This window comes from Natronomonas salina, from assembly GCF_013391105.1.
Classification (GTDB): domain Archaea; phylum Halobacteriota; class Halobacteria; order Halobacteriales; family Haloarculaceae; genus Natronomonas; species Natronomonas salina.
The window spans coordinates 2,586,911-2,607,944 of record NZ_CP058335.1; the positions used below are offsets into that span (position 1 = coordinate 2,586,911).

19 protein-coding genes and 1 pseudogene are annotated in these 21,034 nt (G+C 69.7%); 8 read left to right on the top strand and 12 right to left on the bottom strand.

Annotation, left to right across the window (positions count from 1 at the left end):
- Positions 1–8: 8 nt before the first annotated feature.
- Entirely contained in the window at positions 9–722 is a 714-nt protein-coding gene (locus HWV07_RS13430) for an endonuclease NucS domain-containing protein (protein WP_178334795.1), read from the bottom strand.
- A 113-nt stretch (positions 723–835) separates the two neighbouring features.
- Between HWV07_RS13430 and HWV07_RS13435 the strand changes: the two genes are divergently transcribed.
- Both HWV07_RS13435 and HWV07_RS13440 read left to right on the top strand, forming a co-directional pair.
- A complete protein-coding gene (locus tag HWV07_RS13435; protein ID WP_178334796.1) occupies positions 836–2,020 on the top strand; it encodes an alanine racemase in 1,185 nt (394 codons plus the stop codon).
- A complete protein-coding gene (locus tag HWV07_RS13440) occupies positions 2,008–3,285 on the top strand; it encodes a D-arabinono-1,4-lactone oxidase (protein WP_178334797.1) in 1,278 nt (425 codons plus the stop codon). The genes HWV07_RS13435 and HWV07_RS13440 overlap by 13 nt, the downstream gene beginning before the upstream one ends.
- 6 nt (positions 3,286–3,291) lie before the next feature.
- On the opposite strand, the gene nucS is transcribed toward HWV07_RS13440, so the two are convergent.
- Both nucS and HWV07_RS13450 read right to left on the bottom strand, forming a co-directional pair.
- A complete protein-coding gene (gene nucS / locus HWV07_RS13445) occupies positions 3,292–4,077 on the bottom strand; it encodes an endonuclease NucS (protein ID WP_425487791.1) in 786 nt (261 codons plus the stop codon).
- 60 nt (positions 4,078–4,137) lie between these two features.
- The gene (locus tag HWV07_RS13450; RefSeq protein WP_178334798.1) at positions 4,138–4,560 is read right to left on the bottom strand and encodes a hypothetical protein; all 423 of its coding nucleotides are present in this window, start codon (positions 4,558–4,560) and stop codon (positions 4,138–4,140) included.
- A 269-nt stretch (positions 4,561–4,829) separates the two neighbouring features.
- On the opposite strand from HWV07_RS13450, the gene HWV07_RS13455 reads away from it, so the two are divergent.
- From HWV07_RS13455 to HWV07_RS13480, 6 genes and pseudogenes are all read left to right on the top strand, one after another.
- A complete protein-coding gene (locus HWV07_RS13455) occupies positions 4,830–5,855 on the top strand; it encodes a PstS family phosphate ABC transporter substrate-binding protein (protein WP_178334799.1) in 1,026 nt (341 codons plus the stop codon).
- Between the two features lie 22 nt (positions 5,856–5,877).
- Positions 5,878–6,840, top strand: a complete 963-nt coding sequence (gene pstC / locus HWV07_RS13460) for a phosphate ABC transporter permease subunit PstC (RefSeq protein WP_178334800.1) — start codon at positions 5,878–5,880, stop codon at positions 6,838–6,840.
- A 16-nt stretch (positions 6,841–6,856) separates the two neighbouring features.
- Positions 6,857–8,575, top strand: coding sequence for a phosphate ABC transporter permease PstA (gene pstA / locus HWV07_RS13465; RefSeq protein WP_178334801.1), 1,719 nt, complete (start codon positions 6,857–6,859; stop codon positions 8,573–8,575).
- Between the two features lie 3 nt (positions 8,576–8,578).
- Positions 8,579–9,443: pseudogene (gene pstB, locus HWV07_RS13470) on the top strand (phosphate ABC transporter ATP-binding protein PstB).
- 2 nt (positions 9,444–9,445) lie between these two features.
- Complete coding sequence (gene phoU / locus HWV07_RS13475; RefSeq protein ID WP_178334802.1) at positions 9,446–10,123, top strand: phosphate signaling complex protein PhoU; 678 nt, start codon at positions 9,446–9,448, stop codon at positions 10,121–10,123.
- Entirely contained in the window at positions 10,107–11,111 is a 1,005-nt protein-coding gene (locus tag HWV07_RS13480) for a phosphate signaling complex PhoU family protein (RefSeq protein WP_178334803.1), read from the top strand. Before phoU ends, HWV07_RS13480 begins: the two co-directional genes overlap by 17 nt.
- 55 nt (positions 11,112–11,166) lie before the next feature.
- Here the strand turns inward: HWV07_RS13480 and HWV07_RS13485 are convergent, their stop codons facing one another.
- From HWV07_RS13485 to HWV07_RS13525, 9 genes are all read right to left on the bottom strand, one after another.
- Entirely contained in the window at positions 11,167–11,592 is a 426-nt protein-coding gene (locus tag HWV07_RS13485) for an arsenate-mycothiol transferase ArsC (RefSeq protein ID WP_178334804.1), read from the bottom strand.
- 6 nt (positions 11,593–11,598) lie between these two features.
- Positions 11,599–12,762, bottom strand: coding sequence for an ACR3 family arsenite efflux transporter (gene arsB / locus HWV07_RS13490; RefSeq protein WP_281362300.1), 1,164 nt, complete (start codon positions 12,760–12,762; stop codon positions 11,599–11,601).
- On the bottom strand, positions 12,755–13,153 hold the full coding sequence (locus HWV07_RS13495; RefSeq protein WP_178334805.1) for an ArsR/SmtB family transcription factor: 399 nt from the start codon (positions 13,151–13,153) through the stop codon (positions 12,755–12,757). The genes arsB and HWV07_RS13495 overlap by 8 nt, the downstream gene beginning before the upstream one ends.
- 197 nt (positions 13,154–13,350) lie before the next feature.
- Positions 13,351–13,611: a hypothetical protein gene (locus HWV07_RS13500; RefSeq protein WP_178334806.1), complete on the bottom strand. Its 261-nt coding sequence runs from the start codon at positions 13,609–13,611 to the stop codon at positions 13,351–13,353.
- A gap of 227 nt (positions 13,612–13,838) precedes the next feature.
- Positions 13,839–15,929 carry an alkaline phosphatase PhoX gene (locus HWV07_RS13505; protein ID WP_178334807.1) on the bottom strand — a complete coding sequence of 697 codons (2,091 nt, stop codon included), beginning with the start codon at positions 15,927–15,929 and terminating at the stop codon, positions 13,839–13,841.
- Between the two features lie 112 nt (positions 15,930–16,041).
- Positions 16,042–17,457 (bottom strand): dihydrolipoyl dehydrogenase family protein, encoded by a 1,416-nt coding sequence (locus HWV07_RS13510; protein ID WP_178334808.1) that lies wholly within the window; start codon positions 17,455–17,457, stop codon positions 16,042–16,044.
- 35 nt (positions 17,458–17,492) lie between these two features.
- Positions 17,493–18,056: a DUF6735 family protein gene (locus tag HWV07_RS13515; RefSeq protein ID WP_178334809.1), complete on the bottom strand. Its 564-nt coding sequence runs from the start codon at positions 18,054–18,056 to the stop codon at positions 17,493–17,495.
- Between the two features lie 67 nt (positions 18,057–18,123).
- The gene (locus HWV07_RS13520) at positions 18,124–19,281 is read right to left on the bottom strand and encodes a site-2 protease family protein (RefSeq protein ID WP_178334810.1); all 1,158 of its coding nucleotides are present in this window, start codon (positions 19,279–19,281) and stop codon (positions 18,124–18,126) included.
- A gap of 108 nt (positions 19,282–19,389) precedes the next feature.
- Entirely contained in the window at positions 19,390–19,980 is a 591-nt protein-coding gene (locus HWV07_RS13525; RefSeq protein ID WP_178334811.1) for a 50S ribosomal protein L15e, read from the bottom strand.
- Positions 19,981–21,034 lie beyond the last annotated feature (1,054 nt).

Sequence of the window (21,034 nt, forward strand, 5' to 3'; positions counted from 1 at the left end):
GCCCCGTTTCACCCCTCGCACCCGGTATCGAGGCACCGCTCGCCGCCGCCGGTCTCGAACCGCGGGAGGCCGCAGTCGCACTCGCCGACGACGGTCCCGTCGGGGACGGCGAAGCCGGTCTCGCAGTCGGGATAGTGCTCGCAGCCCGCCAGCAGGCCGCCGCGCTGCAGGATCTCGAGGTCGCCGTCGCAGTCCGGACAGTCCCACTCGCCGCCGAGCCGCTCGCGGACGGCCTCGACCAGCGACCCGCAGTCGTAGTCGAGACAGAGCTCGAACGTCTCACCGCGGTCGACCCGGAACTGCGGGAGGCCGCAGTCGCAGGTCGATTCGAGGACCGCCGCGCCGCCGGGGAGTGGGTAGCGGTCGTCGCACTCGATGCAGACGACGGCGCCGCCGGCGCGGACGAGCGGCCCGCCGCAGCGGCAGTCGCCGACCGGGACGCCCGCCTCGCCGACGTCGTGGTCGGTCACGGCCACCGCGTCGTTGGCCGCCTCGACGCGGAGGGTCTCGTCGCCGTCGACGGCGACCAGCCACAGCGGGTCGCGGGTCAGCGACAGTTCTTCCGGCCGGGTGAGCCAGGCGACGGGCTGGTACCCGTCGGCGTCGTGGACGAGGACGGTGTTGTCCGGTTTGACGACCACGAGGACGCGGCCACGGAGGTGGCGGTCGCGGGAGCCGTCGAAGCGCACGATGCAGTCGCCGGCGATGGTTCGCGTCGGCATGGGGCCGGTGGTCCCGTCCTCGTACTTGAACGTCCGGCCGTCCCGCCGCCGAGGATTAAAGCCCGTCCATCGACGCCGGAACCCTCAGGTGTGGTGGCGTCTACCGTGCCTCCATGAACGACTACGGGGCCTACCGGAGGGCCTTCGAGGGCCGCGAGCTGCCGCTGGCCTTCCTCGACCGGCCGGCGCTGGAGCGGAACGTCGAGCTGACGGCCACCCGCGCCGGCTCGCTGCAGGTCCGCGTCGCCTCGAAGTCCGTCCGCTGCCGGGCCGTCCTCGAGCGACTCCTCGAGGAACCGGGCTTCGAGGGCCTGCTGTGCTACACCGGCCACGAGGCCGCCGACCTCGCGGCGGCGGGGTTCGACGACCTGCTCGTCGCCTACCCGGTCGTCGGCCGCGAGGAGCTCCGCCGGGTCGCTCAGGCCGTCGACGAGGGGAGCGAGATCGCGCTGATGGTCGACGACGCCGAGCACGTCGAACGCGCCGGCGAGGTGGCGAGCGAGGTCGGCGCCGACGTGCCGCTCTGCGTCGACCTCGACTGCTCGACGGAGCACCTGAGCGTCTACTTCGGCGTCCAGCGCTCGCCGCTCCGGACGCCCGACGACGTGCTGGCCGTCGCCGAGTCCATCGCCGAGACGCCCGGCGTCCACCTCTCGGGGCTGATGGGCTACGAGGCCCAGCTCGCCGGCCTGCCGGACCGCAACCCCGCCAACTCGGGCGTCGAGAACGCGGTCATCCGGCGGCTCAAGGAGCGCTCGAAGCCCCGCGTCCGGGAGCGACGGACGGCGGCCGTCGAGGCGCTGGCTGCGGAGTACGGCCTCGAGTTCGTCAACGGCGGCGGCACCGGCAGCGTCGAGTTCACCCGGAGCGACCCCTCGGTGACGGAGGTGACGGTCGGGTCGGCGTTCTACGCCCCGCGGCAGTTCGACTGGTACGACGCCTTCGAGTACGAACCCGCCGCGGGCTACGCCATCGAGGTGGCACGAAAGCCGGCCGACGGCGTCCACACCTGCCGGGGCGGGGGGTACGTCGCCTCCGGCCCCGTCGGCGAGGACAAGGCGCCGAAGCCGCACCTCCCGGAGGGCGCCACATTGCGGGACGACGAGGGCGCCGGCGAGGTCCAGACGCCGATACTGTACGACGGCTCGCGCGACCTCGCCGTCGGCGACCCGGTCGTGATTCGGCACGGAAAGGCCGGCGAGCTCTGTCGCTTCTTCGAGGAACTCGCCGTCGTCGACGGCGACGAAGTGGTCGAGACCCACCCGACATACAGGGGGGAGGGCCGATGCTACATCTGACCGAGGGCACCTGGGAGAACTGGTCGGGCAGCGTCCGGGCCCGGCCGCGGAGCGTCCACTACCCGGAGACCGAGGCGGAACTCCGGACCGTCGTCGAGCGGGCCGACGGCACGCTCCGGGTCGCGGGGGCCGGCCACTCCTTCCCGCCCGTCGCGAAGTCCGACGAGACGTTCGTCTCGCTGGAGCGGTACACCGGACTCGTCGACGTCGACCGCGAGGCCCGGCGGGTGACCGTCCGCGCGGGCACGCCGCTCTCGGCGCTGACCGCCGCGCTCGCGGACCACGGCCTGATGCTGGAGAACATGGGCGACATCGACGACCAGTCGGTCGCCGGCGCGCTCTCGACCGGCACCCACGGCACCGGGACGGACTTCGGCGTCATGTCGACGCAGGCCGCCGGGATGCGGCTCGTCACGGCCGACGGCGAGACGCTGGAACTCGAGGCCGGCGACGACCGCTTCCCGTTCGCGCAGGTCTCGCTCGGATCGCTCGGTGTCGTCAGCACCGTCACCCTCGACGTCGCCGCCGACTACCGCCTCCGCGAGCGGAAGTTCCCCGCGCCCGTCGACGACGTGCTGGCGAACCTCGAGAGCTACCGCGACCACCGCAACTTCGAGTTCTGGTGGTTCCCGCACACCGACACCGCGCTCGTGAAGATCCTCGAGGAGACCGACGCCCCCGGCCGCCCGGGCCGCCGCGACGCCGTCGAGGAGCGACTCGAGAACCTCGCCTGGGAGGGGCTCTGCCGCGCGGGATACCGGGTCCGGTCGGCCGCCCCTCTCCTCAACCGCTTCACCGCCGCCACGTTCTCCGAGTCCGAGCGCGTCGGCCCGGCCCGCGAGATCTACCCGACGACCCGCGCCGTCCGATTTAACGAGACGGAGTACGGCGTCCCGCGTTCGGACGCCGCGGCGGTCCTCGAGGACCTTCGCGGCGTCGTCGAGCCCCACGACGTCATGTTCCCGGTGGAGTTCCGGGACGTGGCGGCGGACTCCATTCCGATCTCCCCCGCCTACGGTCGCGACTCCGCGTTCGTCGCCGTCCACGCCTACCACCGCCGGGACCAGGAGGGACTGCTCCGGGACGCCGAGGCGGTCTTCGACCGCCACGACGGCCGGCCCCACTGGGGGAAGCACCACACGAAGACCGCCTCGGACTTCGAGGCGCTCTACCCCCGCTGGGGCGAGTTCTGCGAGGTCCGCGAGGAGCTGGACCCCGAGGGACTGTTCCTCAACGACCACCTGCGGGACGTCTTCGAGGGCTGAGCAGGGCTACGAGTCGCCTTGGGGGGTGAGCGAGACGAACTCGAGACCCTTCTCCGCGAGCAGCGCCTCGGCGCGCTCGGTCACTGAGGGCGCGACGAGCACCCCCCGGACCTCGGCGTCGGCGTGGAGGTCCCGCTCCAGGGCCTCGACGTAGCGGTGGAGCTGGCCGACGGCGTCCGGGCCGACGCGGCGTCGCTTCAGCTCGAGGACCACCGTCCGGCCCTCGCGGTCCTCGCCGTAGACGTCGACGGCGCCGGCGGGCGTCTCTCGCTCGGTGGCCAGCGGCGCGAAGCCCGGCTCCACCAGGTCGGGTTCGGCGAGGACGCGCTCCTTGAGGTCGGCCTCGGTGCCGACGACCTCCGGGGTGTCGCTCTCCGCCTCGCCGACGGGGAAGGCCGCGGCGTGGACGACCGCCGAGAACCGGACCACCAGCGACTCCTCGGGGGCGCTCCGCCGGCTCTCGATAACGAGCGAGCCGCCACCGTCCGACGACGCTTCCCCGCCGACGTCGACGTCGGCCGGCGGCGGCATCCAGTTCACCGGCTGCTGGCCCGCCTCCGCGTGGACGAGCGTCGTCCCGTCGGGCTTGACCACGAGGAGGCGGTCGCCGGGGCCGAGTTCGGACGCCGCCCGCCCGTCGTAGTCGACCGTACACCGGCCGAAGACGGTCACGAGGTCGCCGACGTCGACCGCCCCTGCGAGGAACTCGGTCGCGGTGTCGGGGTCCGGATCCGAGAGCACGCGCTCTCGTTCGGCCGCCGAACCGCCGTACCCATCGCCGCCGTCGTTCACGGGTCCCCGTAGTCCGGTCGGCGGCTTAAGACGCCCGAACGACCTCCGGCGAGGGTCGTCCTACTCGACGCCCTGCTCTCTGGCCCGCTCGCGGATTGTCGTCGCGCGGTCCCGGACCCAGGAGACGTACCGGTCGACCTCGACCCGGTCGACCCCGAGGAACGAGGCGACCCAGTTCACGTCGACGCCGGGTCGCGTCAGCAGGTACGCCGCGAGGGTGTCCTTGCCGCCCTGGAAGATCTCGGGCGGGACGCCGTGTTCGCCGGTGCCCTCCTCCCGGAAGCCGTTGACGTCGAAGTAGACGTCGGCGTAGATGCGCGCGGTGTCGAGGTCGTCGAAAGCCACCGGCTCGTGGAGCGGGGCTTCGAATCGGTAGCGGGGGTCCTCGCCACCGGTCCCGACGATACGGACGTCCTTGATGTACGTCTCGACGGTGTTCTCGAGCCCCTCGCCGGCCGCGTCGCGGTCGTCAGGTCGTGACATGGCCGACGTGCCGGCGAGCGACCCCTTTACGGTGTGTAATTGGGCTCCGTGAGCGCCGGTACTGGTACGAAGGGCTCGGTAGTCCTCGCGAACGTTCCCCTCCCATCGTTCACCGCCTGGAACTCCGACTGGAGCGGTACGTACCGCTATATATCGAAATATATACTCTCGTACCAGTATCGCTATCTATGCGTCAAACTATAGGGGGATAGCCCGAGATATATACAAATTAGCACGGTATTTATACCAACTCCGGGTAGCCGCTGGTGATGGTTTCCGAACCAGAGACCGACGGAAGCAGGGTGGAATCGAGTTCGCGACGCGCGTTCATCGCCGGCGGCGCCGCACTCGGCGGGGCGCTGGTCGCCGGCTGCACGGAGACTGGCGGGAACGACGACGGCAACAACAGCACGGGCGGCGACGGGAACGGCGGCTCCGGCGACCTCTCCGGGGAGATCGTCATCACCGGGAGCAGTACGGTGTTCCCCGTCTCCGACGCGATGGCCGAGGAGTTCATGAAGCAGCACTCCGGGGTGGACATCCCGGTCGACTCGACCGGCACCGGCGGCGGGTTCGAGAACCACTTCTGCCCGGGGAACTCCGACATCAACGGCGCCTCCCGGCCCATCAAGGACTCGGAACTGGAGCAGTGCCAGTCGAACGACGTCGAACCGGTCGAGTTCCAGGTCGCCAGCGACGCGCTGACGGTGGCCGTCAACAACGACGCCGACTGGGTCGACTGCATGACCTTCGACGAGCTGTCCCAGATCTGGCGGGAGGACGGCGCCCAGCAGTGGTCCGACGTCCGCGACGACTGGCCCGACGAGGACATCGAGCTGTTCGGCCCGGCCTCCACCTCGGGGACGTACGACTGGTTCAACGAGAACGTCGTCGGCGAGGACCACGGCCACACGGCCCAGCACGAGCCGACCGAGGAGGACAACCTCATCGTCCAGGGCATCCGCGACAGCCCGTACGCGATGGGCTACTTCGGATTCGCGTACTACCAGTCGAACTCCGACCAGGTGAAGGCCGTCGAGGTCAAGACCGAGGAGAGCGGCAGTTGCACGCCGCCCAGCCTCGAGAACGCGAAGGACGGCTCCTACCCGCTGGCCCGCCCGCTGTTCATCTACCCCAACGAGTCGGCCGTCCAGCAGAAGCACGTCTACGAGTTCCTGAAGTTCTACTTCCAGAAGGCCGAGACGGACATGGTCTCCGACATCGGCTACGTCCCCTCCAGCACCGACCTCCGGGACGAGAACCTCGGCAAGCTCGACGAGCTCGCGGGTAACTGAACAGCCGTACTCTCCATCCCTCATGGGCACCGAATCGAACTCGTTGCAGCTGACCGGCGGCCAGCGCAGCCGGAGCGCCCGCGAACGGCTCTACCGGTGGCTGCTGTTCCTCTGCGCCGCGGTATCGGTACTCGTCACCGCCGGCATCGTCGCCGCGCTCGCCGTCGACGCCGTCCAGTTCTTCCTGATGGTCCCACCCATCGAGTTCTACACGGGGACGTCGTGGGTCACCGCCAGGGAGGAGTTCGGCGCGCTGCCGCTCATCTTCGGGACGCTCGCGGTGACCGTCATCGCGGCGCTGGTGGCCATCCCGACGGGCGTCGCGGCCGCGGTGTACCTCAGCGAGTACGCCTCCGAGCGGGTCCGCGCCGTCCTCAAGCCCGGCCTGGAGATCCTCGCCGGGATTCCGACGGTCGTCTACGGTTACCTCGCGCTCGTGTACCTCACCCCATTCCTGCGCCGGTTCGGCCTGGACCTGGGGACGTTCAACATCCTGAGCGCCTCCATCATGGTCGGGATCCTCATCATCCCGATGGTCTCGTCGCTCTCCGAGGACGCGATGAGCGCCGTCCCGGAGTCCCTGCGGCAGGCCGGCTACGGCCTCGGCGCGACCAAGTTCGACGTCTCGACCGTCATCGTCATCCCGGCGGCGACGTCCGGCATCTTCGCGTCGTTCATCCTCGCGCTCTCGCGGGCCATCGGGGAGACGATGGTCGTCGTCATGGCGATGGGGCTGCGACCCAGGATGCCGGCCGTCCAGACGGGGCTCTTCGGCATCCCCTACGTCGACCCGGCGGCGACGGTCTCGAACTCCGGGCAGACGATGACCTCGGCGATGGTGCAGGCGGTGACGAGCGACGTCAGCGCCGCCTCGCCGACGTACAAGAGCATGTTCGCGCTCGGACTGACGCTGTTCGCCATCACGTTCTGCATGAACTACCTCAGCAACCGCATCGCGGACCGGTACCGGGAGGAGTACGAATGAACGGGGTGATCGGCTGATGGCGGGCGAACCCGCCGACACCCCCGTCTCGATCGAGTCGCCGTCGGAGACGGAGTCGGTGAGCCGGTTCCGCGGCCTCGTCTTCGAGGCCGTCTGCGCCCTCGCAACCGTCTTCGGCATCGCCGTGGTCGCCGCGCTGCTGGTGTACGTCGCGAACGACGCCTTCCGGCCGTTCTCGGCGGACCCCCGCTGGCACGCCGTCTTCCTCGCCACGCTCGTGGCCCCGGTCCTGGCGCTGTCCGGCTACTACGCCGTCCGGGACCGGGCGAGCGGCGCGGTCGCGTTCACGAGCCTCGGCGTCCCGGTCGTCGGCCTGCTCGGCGGCGGCGGCCTCCTGATCATCTTCCGGGAACTGATCGGCCCCCAGGAGTGGCTGGCGACCGTCGTCGCCCTCCTGGTCGCTGCCGGCGCCGTGGAACTGCACCGCCGTCGCCGTTCGCAGGCCGCCCTTGAGCGGCTGCTCGTGCTTCTCGCCGCCCCCGTCCTGTCGCTGTTCGGTGTCCCGGCCCTCTCCGTCCACTGGACGTTCGCGACCCCGCTGACCGGCACCGAACTGTTCACCGTCTCGCTGGCGACGCCGGAACTCCTGCCGAGCGTCCGCGAACTCCTGCTGCTCGTGCCCGTGTTGCCGGTGGGGTGGATACTGCTCGTCGCGACCGTCGCGGTCCCGACCGGGCTCGGCTTCGGGCTCGCCGTCTCGCGGCGCCGCGACGACGAACGCGGGCTGAAGGAGTTCACCGCGGGGGCCGCCCTCGTCGGCGTCGTCGGCGCCGTCGGTGCGATGCTGGCCGGCGCTGCGCCGAACGCGGGCGTCCTCCTCGCGACCGCGGTCGTCGTCCCGATGGCCTTCTACCTCGAGGGCGTCGCTCGCCGGGGCGAGGGCCTGCAGGGACTGCCGTTCCCCGTGGTCGTCGTGGCGGGGTTGCTCGCCGGCGTCGCCGTCACGAACGCCCTCGGGTTCGCCGGCCCGGACCCCTGGCTCGACTGGAGCTTCCTGACGAGCGCGACGTCCCGGACGCCCACCAGGGCCGGCATCTACCCGGCGCTGGTGGGGTCGGTGCTCATCGTCGTCGTCATCGCGCTGACGGCGTTCCCGGTCGGGGTCGGCGCCGCCATCTACCTCGAGGAGTACGCGCCGAACTCGGGGCGGATGGGGCGGCTCGTCGACCTCATCGAGATCAACATCGGGAACCTCGCCGGCGTCCCCTCCGTCGTCTACGGGCTGCTGGGGCTGGCGCTGTTCGTCCAGGGGATCGGCCTCCGGGCGGGCATCGTCGTCGTGGGCGGGCTCACGGTCGGGCTGCTCATCCTCCCGATCGTCATCATCTCCGCCCAGGAGTCGATCCGCGCCGTTCCCGGCTCGATGCGGCAGGCCTCCTACGGGATGGGGGCGACGCGCTGGCAGACGACCAAGAAGGTCGTGCTGCCGGAGGCGATGCCCGGCATCCTCACCGGCACCATCCTTGCACTCGGCCGCGCCATCGGCGAGACCGCGCCGCTATTGATGATCGGGGTCGCCTCGAGCGTCCGGTCGACGCCCCAGGGGTTCTTCGACAAGACCGGCGCGATGCCGCGGCAGATCTTCTCGTGGTCCTCCGAGATCCAGCCCGAGTTCCGGTACGGGGTGCTGGCGGCCGGCGTCGTCACGCTGCTGGTCGTGCTGCTGATGAACGGCACGGCGATCGTCCTGCGGAACCGCTACCAGCGGAGCGAGTAACCCATGTCACGAAACCGATCGGACTCGACGGCAGCCGAACAGCCTACGAACGACGAAGGCGGCGGACTGGTCCAGACCGAGGTGACCGCCGACCCCGGCGGGGCCGCCGGCCCGGCCGACGTCGTGGTCTCGACGCGGGACCTCGACGTCTACTACGGGGACCAGCGGGCCTTACAGAGCGTCTCGCTGGACATCCCCGAGGAGCGGGTGACCGCGCTCATCGGGCCCTCGGGGGTGCGGGAAGTCGACGTTCCTCCGGTGTCTCAACCGGATGAACGACCTCATCGGCGCCGCCCGGGTGGACGGGACGGTCGAACTCGGGGGCAAGAACGTCTACGACGAGGACGTCGACCCCGTCGCGCTCAGACGGCGGATCGGGATGGTCTTCCAGACGCCGAACCCGTTCCCGAAGTCCATCTACGACAACGTCGCCTACGGACTCCGGGTCCAGGGCTTCGACGGCGACGTCGACGAGCGCGTCGAGTCGGCCCTCCGCCGGGCGGCCCTCTGGGACGAGGTCGAGGGGCGGCTGGACCGCTCTGCGCTGGACCTCTCCGGCGGCCAGCAACAGCGGGTCTGCATCGCCCGCGCCATCGCGCCCGACCCCGAGGTCGTCCTGATGGACGAACCCGCGTCGGCGCTCGACCCGATCGCGACCTCGAAGGTCGAGGACCTCATCGCCGACCTCGCCGAGGAGTACACCGTCGTCATCGTCACCCACAACATGCAGCAGGCGGCCCGCATCTCCGACCGGACGGCGGTGTTCCTCACCGGCGGCGAACTCGTCGAGGTCGACGACACCGAGACGGTCTTCGAGAACCCGGACGACCAGCGCGTCGAGGACTACATCACGGGGAAGTTCGGATAACCATGCCCCGGGAATCCTACCAGCGCCGGCTGGCCGCGCTCCGCGACCGCGTCGTCGAGATGGCCGACCTGGTCGTCCAGCGGCTACGGCTGGCCCTCGAGACCCTCGAGTCCGGCGACAGGCGGCTGGCCCGCGAGGTCGTCGAGGGCGACCACGAGATCAACGAGCTGTACCTCGACCTCGAGTCCGAGTGCATCGACCTGTTCGCCCTCGAGCAGCCCGTCGCCGGCGACCTCCGCTTCGTCGCCGCGTCGTTCAAGATCATCACCGACCTCGAGCGGATCGGCGACCTCGCGACCAACCTCGCGGCCTACGCCGCCGAGGTCGGCGGCGGCGTCTACGCGGAGGTGGACGTCCGCCGGATCGGCGCGCTGACGGCCGAGATGGTCGAGGACGCTATCGACGCGTTCGACCGCGGCGACGCCGCCGCCTGCTTCGAGATCGACCGCCGGGACGACGAGGTCGACACGCACTGCGAACAGGCCGGCGAGGTCGTCGTCCGGGACCTCATCACGCGGGAGCACGGCGACCTCTCCGAGTCGCGGGTGGAGGCCATCATGGACGAGGTGTCGCTCGTGTTGCTGATGATCCGTGACCTCGAGCGGGTCGGCGACCACGCCGTGAACATCGCCGCGCGGACGCTCTACATGGAGGAGAACGACGATGAGCTCCTCTATTGACGGCCCCAGCGAGCGGAAGGTCCAGCTGACCGGCGGCTCGACGTACACCGTCTCGCTGCCGAAGGAGTGGGCCGACGACAACGGCGTCGCCGTCGGGACGCGGCTCTACCTCTACCCCCACCGCGACCGGTCGCTGGTCGTCCGCCCGGTCGACGACGGCGACAACCTGGGCCGGAAGCGCATCGACGCCTACGGCGTCGACGAGGCGGCGCTGTGGGACCGCGTCACGGCGGCGTACCTCGCCGGCAACGACGCCATCGAGATCCGGGCGAACGGCGGCATCGAGCCGGTCCACCGGCGGGTCGCCCGCCGCGCGAGCACCCAGCTGGCCGGCCTCGAGGTCCTCGAGGAGAGCGACAGCCACGTCGAGCTCTACGACGTCCTCGAGACCGAGCAGGTGTCGCTGTCGGACGCCGTCGAGCAGTGCCTCACCGTGACGCTGTCGATGCACGAGGAGGCCGTCGAGACCGTCGTCGAGGCCGACGCCGACCGCGCGTCGCTGGTCCGGGACGTCGACGACGACGTCGACCGGCTGTTCGCGCTCGTGGCCCGCAACTTCCGGCGGTCGCTGGCCGACATCGAGGAGCTGCACCGCCTCGGCGTCAGCCGCGAGGCCGCCTTCGCCTCCTACATGTGCGCCCGGCAGCTCGAGCGGGTCGGCGACCACGCCGAGCGCATCGCCGCGGTGGCCGGGCGGCTCTCGGCGCCACCCGCCGAGGACCTGGCCGAACGGATCACCGATCTCGGCGGTCGCACCCGGGCGGTCGTCGACGGCACGGTCGGCGGCGTCCTCGAGGAGGACGGGACCCGGATCGAGCGCGCGCGCAGCCAGGCCGACGCGCTCGACGCGGACCTCGAGGCCCTCGACCGCGACCTCTACGAGGAGCGCGCCGACGAGGACGCCTACCTCCTCTCGGACGTCCACGACGCTCTCGTGCGGACGGCCGCCCACGGGCGGAACGTCGCCGAGCTCGCGCAGCGTCGCTGACCGGCGCGGTCGGCGACTCCATCCTCGCTCCAGCCGGCGTCGGTGCCCGACCTCTTCAGGCGAGCTCGTCGAACAGCTGGGCGACCCGTCGTCGAATCTCGTCCCGTATCGCGGCGACCGCCGCGGGGGGACGTCCGTCCGGGTCGTCCAGATCCCAGTCGCGGTTCTCCCCGCCCCACCCGGCCGGGCAGACGTCGTCCGCCGAACAGCCCATCGTGACCACCAGGTCGCTGCGCCGGAGTTCCTCGACGGTCACCTCCCTCGGGGTGCGGTCGGAGACGTCGATCCCGATCTCTTCCATCGCCGCGACAACCTCCGGGTGCACCTCGTCGGCCGGCCGCGTCCCGCCGGTCACCAGCGAGACGTCGCCCTCGAGGCCCCCCGCGTCGAGTTCCCGCCGCGCGAAGGCGTACGCCATTTGCGACCGGCCGGCGTTCTGGACGCAGACGAACGCCACCGTCGTGGGGTCGCTCTCGGTCACGGTCGGTCAGTCGTCGTCCGTCGTCGGCTCCGCGGTCGATTCGCCGCGTCCGGTCGCGGTCCGGCCGGTCCACTCGAACCGCCGCTGGAAGTACAGCGCGACGTGGACGAGCGCCAGGAGGACGGGCACCTCGATGAGCGGCCCGACGACGGTCGCGAAGGCGACGCTCGAGCCGACGCCGAAGACCGCGACGGCGACGGCGATGGCGAGCTCGAAGTTGTTCGAGGCCGCGGTGAACCCGATGGCGGTGGTCGTCGAGTAGTCGGCGCCGACCCCCCGGCCCATCCCGAAGCTCACGAGGAACATGACGACGAAGTAGATCGTCAGCGGGACCGCGATGAGCAGCACGTCGGTCGGCGCGGCGACGATGCGGCCGCCCTGCGTGGCGAACATCACGACGACCGTGAACAGCAGCGCGACGAGGGTCAGCGGGTCGACCGCCGGGACGAACGTCTCGTCGTACCACGCCTCGCCCTTCCGCCGGGTGCCGACGTAGCGGGAGAGGAAGCCCGCGGCGAAGGGGACGCCGAGGAAGACGACGATGGCCTCGAACACCTGCACCGGCGAGACGTCGAAGGTCGTGACGCCGGCGACGAGCGACTCCATCCCGAGCATCGGCGGCAGGACGAGCGCGAAGAACCAGACGTAGACGCCGTACGTGACGATCTGGAAGAGGCTGTTGAACGCGACCAGCCCGGTGACGTACTCGGGGGAGCCCTCCGCCAGCTCGTTCCAGACCAGGACCATCGCGATGCAGCGGGCCATCCCGATGAAGACGAGCCCGAGGAAGTACTCGGGGCGGGCCGGCAGCCCTGGGACGACGCCGCCGAAGAAGACGACGGCCAGCGCGAACATCAGCGTCGGGCCGACGAGCCAGTTCTGGACGAGGCTCAGCCCCAGGACGCGCCAGTTGCGGAACACGGTCGGGAGCCGCGAGTAGTCCGCCTTCGCCAGCGGCGGGTACATCATCAGGACCAGGCCGAGTTCGACGAGGTGGTACTCGCGGATCGGCTCGGTCACCGACTGCGCGACGGAACCGAGCCCGACGCCCACCGCCATCGCGGCGAAGATCCAGACGGTGAGGTAGCGGTCCAGGAAGTCCATCGACCGTGGGTCCCCGCAGCTCTCGCAGCCGCAGTCGGGGCCGTGCTCGCGGGCGACCTCACTCACCGTCGACGCACCCCTCCAGGACCGTCACGAGCGCGACCGCGCGGTTCGTCGCGCGGTACTTCTTCCAGCGGCCGTCCTTGCGTCCCTCGACGAGCCCCGCGTCGACGAGCGCCGACAGCGCGTGGCTGAGCCCGCTGTCGGAGACGTCGACGACCGCGCTGAGTTCGCAGACACAGAGCTCCTCGCCGGCGGCGACGAGCACGCGGACGAGCCGATAGCGCGTCTCGCTGGCCAGCGCCGAGAGGACGTCCAGTTCCGCGGCGAGCCGGCCGCCCCCGAGCGCCGACTCCAGGTCCTCCAACTCCGAGATGCGACGGTCGACGTCCTCGCTGCGGCACTCCTCGAGTTCGTCGTCGAGATACCGCCGGATGCGTTCCTGTGACTCTGCCATTGGCCAACGCTTGAACGACCTCTCAATTAATGGTTCCGATGGATCGTGACAGAAGAAGTTGGAAACCCAGATATGCGCTGATTCCGGCTGTACATGGGTGATAAGCCTCTCCTTGGTATATCGGGCTATTGAGAGAGTATTCAACTGTAATCCGCGTCGGGTCGACCCCCGATTCGTTGGGGGGTCGGTCTCGTCGATCAGAGACGATCCAGGAGCATCGAGCTGATCGTGCTCTTCCGGTGGGCCGTCATCAGGTGGACGTAGACGTCGTCGTACTCCGGGCTGGCGAACTCACAGACCGGACAGCAGCGGTACTCCGTCTCGTCGCTCGGGGCGAGCGCGGGCTCCTCCAGGCTGCTGCCGCGCTGGTCGTCGACGCGTTCGACGGCACCCGCTGCGGTTCCGGCGGTCGACGGCAGTCGGTTCCGCGACGTCAGTTCGTTCTGGTCCAGCATCATGTGTCAGTCGTCCCCGTGGTGCAAAGACGGTTGCTAGGAGCCGTACGGACGGCTCCGTGGCCCTCAGTTGCAGTATCCCATCGCCCGTTCGACGGTGGACCGCGTCGTATTCTCGACCCCATCGAGTAGATTTGGTTCGATTGTCGCTGCTCGCCGCCGACGTCTTCTCGAAGAAAGAGGTGGGTCGTTCGGGTTCCTCGACGGGAGTTCGGCCGACAGAGCGCCGCTCAGCAGCCCCTGCCCCGACCGCGGCCGGGGTTGTCCTCGTCGGCCCCCTCGTCGTTGCCGTGCCCGCGGTCCCCGTCGCCGTCCTCGGGTTCGTACACCCAGAGGCCGTCGTTGGGGTAGGTCCGGTTGTACTGGGAGGCGTCCTCGCAGAGGAGGACGCGGCCGTCCTCGAGGACGAGGACGTTGTCGATGTTGATGGGCACGTCGTCGATGACCTGCGGCGGGTCGGAGGCGTCGGCGCCGACGACCACGGGCTCCAGCGTCGAGACGTCGTAGTCCTCGTCGAGTTCGGCGCGGTAGACGACGCCGCCGTCGACGCGCTGGATCCGGAGGTCGCCCTCGTCGTCGGACATCCCGTCGTTGAGCTCCGAGATGCCCACGTAGAGGTGGTCACCGGCCGTCGCGTCGTCGATGCTGTCGACGCCCTCGGCCTTCCGGAACTCGACGGTGGCGTCGATCTCCTTGGCCGCGGCGCGGGTCTCGAGGAACGGGACCTTCCGGAGTTCCTCGTCGACCCCGTCGGGGCCGTGTGCCTCGTACTGCTCGGCCCACTCGAGGATCTCCTCGTCGGTGATCAGGTCGCGGTTGCCGCCGCGGGCGACCGCCTCGTCGGCCTCCCGGAGCGCGGCCTCGAGGTCGTCCTCCCAGTCGGTGTCGGCGTGGGTCTCGAGGTAGTCGCGCTGGGTGAGGTCGTCGTACTCGGCGATCCACGACTCCACCTCGGCGTTGCTCACGTGGCCGAGTTCGACCCACTCGACCTCGAGGTCGACCTCGGCGGGCGGGTGGCTCTTCGCGGCTTCGTCGTTGGTCACCTCCGCGACGTGGAGCGTGCCCGCGACGTCGCCGGCGTCCTCGTAGCTGTGGATCGGCCGGTCGGCGACGAACTTGTAGACCCCCTTGTTCTCGCCGTCGGAGGTGAGGTAGACGGTCTTCCGGTCGGCCTGGACGTCCGGGGCCTCGAAGGCCGCCCGACCCATCGCCCAGTGCTTGACGGGCGTCGGCTCGTCGGCGGTCGGGTCCCGGATCTCGACGATGTAGCCGTAGCGGTAGGGGTTCGGGTACCCCTCGCCGATCGGTTCGAGGGTGTTCTCGCCGTCGGCCTGGTCGACCGGGTCGGCGCCGAGGTAGTAGGCGAGCATCTCGACGCCGCCGAGGGCCCACGACCCCTGGAGGCTCCAGGACTCGTCGCCGAAGACGTCGTCGATCGCCTCCTGGGCGTCCATCGGATTCGGCCGGTTCCAGAACGCGGCGGCGCCGCGGCGCCCGACGCCGTCGCCCCGCTCGACGACGTCGCTGACGGTCGCGGGGCCGGCCACACGGGGGTGGGCGTAGTTCTCCTCGGCGGACAGCGGCGTCTCCCACGGGCTGAGGTCCCCGTAGCAGTTGATGCGCGTCCCGCCGATGGCACGGAAGGCCGCGGCGTTCTCGAGGTTCTCCGTGTTCTCGAGGTCGGCGTGCCAGCCGCCGTCGTCGTCGCGTTCGATCGGCATCCGGGTGATGCTCCCCGGGCTGGTCTCGACGTTGGTGAAGAGGTAGCCCGCGGTGCCGTCGTCCGCCGTGGCGACGAACTGGTTCATGTCCTGGTTGTAGCCGACGTCGCCGTACCGGCTGCCAGCGAACTCGGCGACGTCGGTCCCGTCCGGCGTCGTCGGGTGGCCGAACCGCTCGTCGCCGCCGTCGATGGGGTCGCCCTCCTGAACGAGGAGCTCGTACTCGCCGTCGGCGACGCGGACCCGTCCCTGCTCCTCGTCGGTTCGCGGCGCCGCGAGCTCCTCGAAGTCGTCGTTCGTCCCGTCCTGCTGGAACTGGAACCCCTCGACGACGCCGACGCCGCCCCTGTCGAACGGCTCGGGGTTGTCGCGGCTCGGGTGCTGGAGGCTGAAGATCAGTTCGTCCGTCTCGGTGACGAAGGGCCCGGTCACCTCGGCGCCGAAGGCGGTCGTCGCGAACCGCTTGAGGTCGCCGTCGACCCAGGGGGCGTTCCGCGTGTCGCCGTCTCCGTCCTGTGCGCTCGTCAGTCCCATCGTGGCCGCCCCGGCGGCGGCCGCCACCGACGTGGCCATCAGGGACCGGCGGTCGAGTCGTACCATGCAGGCGGGGAGTCGCCCAGCCGGCGAAAGGCGCTTTATAATAGGTCTACGTCCCCCCGCTGGGCTGTACTGGCCCGCCCATGCCGGTAAATACCCGCCCGTAACTCGGCGCTCAGATCCCCGACGGCGCCACGTCCCGGACGTCACGGAACGCGCCCTGGACGACCTCCGAGAGCGCGGGGTGGACGTGGATGGTCTCCGCGACGGTCGTCGCGTCGGCGCCGGCCGCCACCGCCGTGCTCACCTCGTGGATCAGCGTCGAGGCCTCCGGCCCGACCACGTGACAGCCGAGCACCGCGTCGTCCTCGGCGACGAGGACCTTCGCGAAGCCGCCCTGTTCGAGGGCGGACCCGAGTGCGGTCTCGTCGTACTCGCAGGTCCCGACCTCGTAGCGCCCGTCCTCGAGGTCGGCCTCCGTCTCGCCGAGGCTGGCGACCTGCGGCGAGCCGAAGACGGCGTGGGCCATCCCCGGGTACTCGACGGCGACCTCGTTCCCGCGGACCGCGTTCTCGACGACGTACTTCGCCTCCTTGTCGCCGGAGTGCTTGAACATGTGATTCCCGGCGATGTCGCCGATGGCGTAGACGCCGTCCGCGGAGGTGCGCAGGTACTCGTCGGTCTCGACGAACCCCTTCTCCGTGGTCTCGATCCCGGCCGCCGAGACGTTCCAGGTGTCCGAGTTCGGCTGCCGCCCGGTCGCCAGCAGCAGTCGGTCGCCGGCGACCTCGATTCCCTCGCCGTCGTCGCTCTCGGCGGTGACCACCTTCTCGCCGCCGGCCTCCTCGATGGCCGTCGCGCTGTACCCGAGGTGGAGTTCGTGCTTCTCCTCGTAGGCCCCGGTGAGTCGCTCGGCGACGTCCCGGTCCTCCTCGTCGAGGAGGCGTTCGCCGCGGCCGACGACGACCACCTCGGTTCCCATCTGAGAGAAGAAGTGACACATCTCGACGGCGATGTAGCCGCCGCCGACGACCACGAGGCGGTCCGGCCGCTCGGAGAGCCACAGCGCGTCGTCGCTCGTGAGGAACTCCGTCGCGTCGGTACCGTCGATGGGGTCGGGGACCATCGGTCGGGAGCCGCCGGCGAGGACGACCCGCTCGGCGGTGAGCCGGTCGCTGTCCCCGCTGTCGTCCGCGCCGTCGCCATCGCTGGCTTCGCCGTCGACCGCCACCGTCCGCTCGTCGACGAACTGCCCCTCGCACTGGTACAGGGAGATACCGTCGCGCTCGCGCGCTCGCTCCGTCTTCGCCTCGGCCGCCTCCCGTATCGTCGTCCGGACCTCGTCGACGATACCCTGGTAGTCGACGTCGTCCACCGAGGCCTCGATGCCGAGAGCCTCGGCGCTCCGCACCGTCTCGGCGACGTCCGCCCGGTGGATGAGCTTCTTCGTCGGGTTGCACCCGCGGTTGAGGCAGGTCCCGCCGAGTCGGCCGCGCTCGACGAGCGCGACGTCCATCCCCGCCTCGGCGGCCGCCGAGGCGACGATGTTGCCCGTACCACCGCCGAGGACGACGAGATCGAACTCTGGCATCTGGATGCCCGGGACTACGCCGGGCGCACCCTTGGCTATTGGGTGGCGTCGGCCCCGGACTCGTCGTCGGTCCGCGCTCGGTCCAGGTAGACGAGCGTCCCGCGGTCGGCGTCGAGCCAGCGGAGCGCCCGGACGACGGCGCCGTCCTCGAGCGCGTGGACGTCGCGGACCGACCGGGCGCCGGCCAGCCACCCGCGGAGGTAGGTCGCGTCGCGCTCGCCGTCGTACCCGACCAGCGCGGCGGTCGGCCGGTGGTCGTCGCCCGGCCCGCGCAGCGCGAGGACGAGGTACGTCCGGACGGCGAAGTCACGGTCGACGACGTACAGCGCCTCGTGGATCAGCGGGTCCACGCGCTCGCAGACCTCGACGAAGGACAGGCCCGTCGCCACCGGATCGGGATCGACCGCCGTCTCGTGGTCGCCGGTGAGGTAGCCGCCCGCCGGGTCGAGCAGTTCGTCGGCGCACTCGCCGGCCCACCCGTCGTCCGGCGGTCCGCCGAACGGCGTCTCCGGGGTGAGGGCGTCGGAGTCGACGCCCCAGTGCGAGTAGTGGAGGTCGTAGCCAGCGCGGTCGTAGGCGACGAGCGTCCGGTGGCCCATGGCCTCCTCTGGCCGCGCCTTCGTTCATAAACCTCGGCGCGGCGGCCGGGTCGGGTGGGCGGCCGGCTCAGGCGTATCCGTCGGGGGCGTCGAGCCCGCGGTTCCGTCCCAGCCCCTGCAGCACCTCGATGGCGGTGACGAAGTCCGCCGACGTAATCTGACCGACGAACCGCCCGCGCTCGGTGACGAGCAGTCGGTCGCCCCGCGACTCGCTGAGCGCCCGGAGGGCCTCGAAGGCGTCGGCGTCGGGGGCGACCGTCGGGGGCGCCGCGCCCATCACGTCCGCGACGGTCGTCGAGTCGCGCCGCTCGCGGGGTACGGTCCGGACGACGTCGAGGGTCACCAGTCCGGTGACGGTCTCGCCGTCCATCACGGGGTAGGCGACCGTCCGCTCGGTGACGACGCGCTCGAGGAACTCCGCGACGGTCGCCCCCGGCGCGACCGTCCGGACGTCGCTGGACATCAGTTCGCGGGCGGTCATGCCCCGCAGCAGGTCGCGGATGACGGTGGCGCGGGACTCCGCGCCCGCGGCGACGTAGACGAACATCGCGACCAGCAGCATCAGCGGTGCCAGCAGCAGAACGGCGACGACCGCCAGCAGGACGGCCATCCCCTTGCCGACGGCGGCGGCGGTCCGTGTCGCCTCGGCGTACGGGCGCTCCCGCGCCAGCAGCGCCCGGAGGACGCGCCCGCCGTCCATCGGGAACGCCGGGAGCATGTTGAACGCCGCGAGCGTGAGGTTGATGACCGCGAGCCAGCCCACCAAGAACAGCAGCGCCGGCTCCGGCGGGACGACGAACAGCAGCGCGTAGCAGCCGACGCCGACGAGGACGCTCATCGCCGGGCCAGCCAGCGCGACGTAGAACTCGACGTTCCAGTCCTCAGGGAGGTCCTCCATGCGGGCGAGGCCGCCGAAGATCCACAGCGTGATCGAGGTGATGGTGATGTCGTAGCGACGGGCCGTCCAGGAGTGGCCCAGCTCGTGCAGCAGGACGCCGACGAAGAGGCCGACCGCGGCGGCGACGCCGATCAGCTCGGCGGTGTAGCCGGTCTGCAGCGTCGCCACGTCGACGGGGTGCGGCGATATCACCTCGACGAGGCTCGCGTACTGGGCCATCTGCTCCGGGCGGGAGACGAGCCACGCCAGCACCGGCAGGAAGACCAGCAGGGTGACGTTCAGCCGGACGGGGATGCCCGTCACGCTGCCGATCTCGAAGTTGCGCATGCCACTCTGGACGGCCGGCGTCGGCTAAAAACGTGCGGGGCGCTCCGCGTCCATCGCAACCGCGAGAAATTCGTCCGTGGGAAATCGCCGCCGGCCGCGTGGCCGGAGTTACTTGCCGCGCTTGTCGTTCGCGCGGATGCTCGGGAACGTGTGTTCGGTCCCCTTGCCGCGGTTCTGCTGGCCGCGGCCGCGCTGGCCGGCGGAGGTGCGCCCGCGGTAGGCGCGGCCCTTCTGGCTGCTGTCGCAGATCCAGCTCAGCTCGTCGTCGTTCTGGATGGCGCCGTGCTCGGGGTCGAGCATGATGACTTCGAACCACTTCTGGGAGCCGTCCTCACCGACCCAGTAGCTGTTGAGCACGCGCAGGTTGCGGAACTTCCGTCCGGCGCGTTCCTCGGCGATGCGCTGGAGGTTCTTCCGGCGGGTGATCTTGTTGACACCCTGGCGCTTCGACCGGCGGCCGGCCTTGAAGCGCTGCTTGCGGGCGCTGCCCTTCCGGACCGACACCCGGGCGACGACGACGCCCTGCTTGGCCTTGTAGCCGAGCGAGCGCGCCTTGTCCAGCCGCGTCGGTCGCTCGACGCGTTCGATGGAACCCTGGTCGCGCCAGTCCTGCTGGCGCTGCCACTGCAGTTCCGCGAGCTTTCCTTCCTTCGGCGTCTTCCACGCCTCCCGTATGTGCGAGTAGAAGCTTCGTGCCATGATGTTCACCACGGGCGTTGCGTGGTTCAATCCGCGTCGGCGGATCACATCCCGACCTGCGTAGACAGGTGCCCACTGGTGCCCGTCGTCCAGCGAGTTACCCGTAGTTCTCTATTCCTCCGGTTAAGGGCTTCGGAACGCCCTCGACGCCGTCGGCTCTGGCAGGATCTGACGGTCAATGTGGTGTGTTGGCACATTTAAATCTCACGATATCGACTTTAGAACGGTTTTCCGACCCGAAATAGGGGGATCTGAGCGTCTCTGGAGAGGGCATCTGGTAAATATTCTATATCGCGACATTCGGTTTATGGGGTCTGAGCCGTGTTGGTGGCTTCAAATCAAAAATCTCTGGCTCAATAGTCCTGGCTGGCAATATTTCTATTTATACTAACTTAATCTAAAGTATAGCAGCCCGCTTAGAACCTCTGGAGCTGTTCGGGTCTCTGGTTGTGGTCCTCTCTCCGAATTCCGGATTGGGTCTGTGGAGATCGGACTGGGCGCGGGTGCAGATTTGACTCAGCGGTAGCATGGCAGTTGAGCGAGCTAAGGATTGATAGTTAATGACTCCCAATGTGTATGGGGTGCCAATGGAGTGGAGAATAGGGCTTGATCGTTACGCTCGAGTCGTTCGATGGGATCGAACATCTCCAGAGAGACAGTCTCTTAAGAGATAAACTGTATAGCACGATACCAAAATAGTGCAGCGAGCCGAACTACGATTCTCGTCAGCTCTCGTTACACCGCTTGAAAGTTACTCTACCACGGGACTCCGGGTTTTCAGATCTCGGTTAAAGCCCTAAACCGGCAACTGAGGGTTGATAGAACGTCTACGTGGTGGAATGGACGGATGCCACTTCGACGTCCAGCTGGACTTAGACGACTACGTCGGGCGATTTCTGGACGGAAGTGTCACCAAGGTCCGGGAACAGATGGGCGCTGAGGCTGTGAATCTGGGAAGCTTCTCCACCAGAGCACCGCTGTCGGGTATCTATGCGGCCTCTACCCGGACAAGTCTAAGAGCTCGTCGAAGCAATCGACCCTGAACAGTCGATTG

Bases quoted from the DNA above. Each gene is read 5' to 3' on its own strand.
- HWV07_RS13430 (WP_178334795.1), bottom strand. From the start codon at position 722: ATGCCGACGCGAACCATCGCCGGCGACTGCATCGTGCGCTTCGACGGC.
- HWV07_RS13435 (WP_178334796.1), top strand. From the start codon at position 836: ATGAACGACTACGGGGCCTACCGGAGGGCCTTCGAGGGCCGCGAGCTG.
- HWV07_RS13440 (WP_178334797.1), top strand. From the start codon at position 2,008: ATGCTACATCTGACCGAGGGCACCTGGGAGAACTGGTCGGGCAGCGTC.
- HWV07_RS13450 (WP_178334798.1), bottom strand. From the start codon at position 4,560: ATGTCACGACCTGACGACCGCGACGCGGCCGGCGAGGGGCTCGAGAAC.
- HWV07_RS13455 (WP_178334799.1), top strand. From the start codon at position 4,830: ATGGTTTCCGAACCAGAGACCGACGGAAGCAGGGTGGAATCGAGTTCG.
- pstC (WP_178334800.1), top strand. From the start codon at position 5,878: ATGGGCACCGAATCGAACTCGTTGCAGCTGACCGGCGGCCAGCGCAGC.
- pstA (WP_178334801.1), top strand. From the start codon at position 6,857: ATGGCGGGCGAACCCGCCGACACCCCCGTCTCGATCGAGTCGCCGTCG.
- phoU (WP_178334802.1), top strand. From the start codon at position 9,446: ATGCCCCGGGAATCCTACCAGCGCCGGCTGGCCGCGCTCCGCGACCGC.
- HWV07_RS13480 (WP_178334803.1), top strand. From the start codon at position 10,107: ATGAGCTCCTCTATTGACGGCCCCAGCGAGCGGAAGGTCCAGCTGACC.
- HWV07_RS13495 (WP_178334805.1), bottom strand. From the start codon at position 13,153: ATGGCAGAGTCACAGGAACGCATCCGGCGGTATCTCGACGACGAACTC.
- HWV07_RS13500 (WP_178334806.1), bottom strand. From the start codon at position 13,611: ATGATGCTGGACCAGAACGAACTGACGTCGCGGAACCGACTGCCGTCG.
- HWV07_RS13505 (WP_178334807.1), bottom strand. From the start codon at position 15,929: ATGGTACGACTCGACCGCCGGTCCCTGATGGCCACGTCGGTGGCGGCC.
- HWV07_RS13510 (WP_178334808.1), bottom strand. From the start codon at position 17,457: ATGCCAGAGTTCGATCTCGTCGTCCTCGGCGGTGGTACGGGCAACATC.
- HWV07_RS13515 (WP_178334809.1), bottom strand. From the start codon at position 18,056: ATGGGCCACCGGACGCTCGTCGCCTACGACCGCGCTGGCTACGACCTC.
- HWV07_RS13520 (WP_178334810.1), bottom strand. From the start codon at position 19,281: ATGCGCAACTTCGAGATCGGCAGCGTGACGGGCATCCCCGTCCGGCTG.
- HWV07_RS13525 (WP_178334811.1), bottom strand. From the start codon at position 19,980: ATGGCACGAAGCTTCTACTCGCACATACGGGAGGCGTGGAAGACGCCG.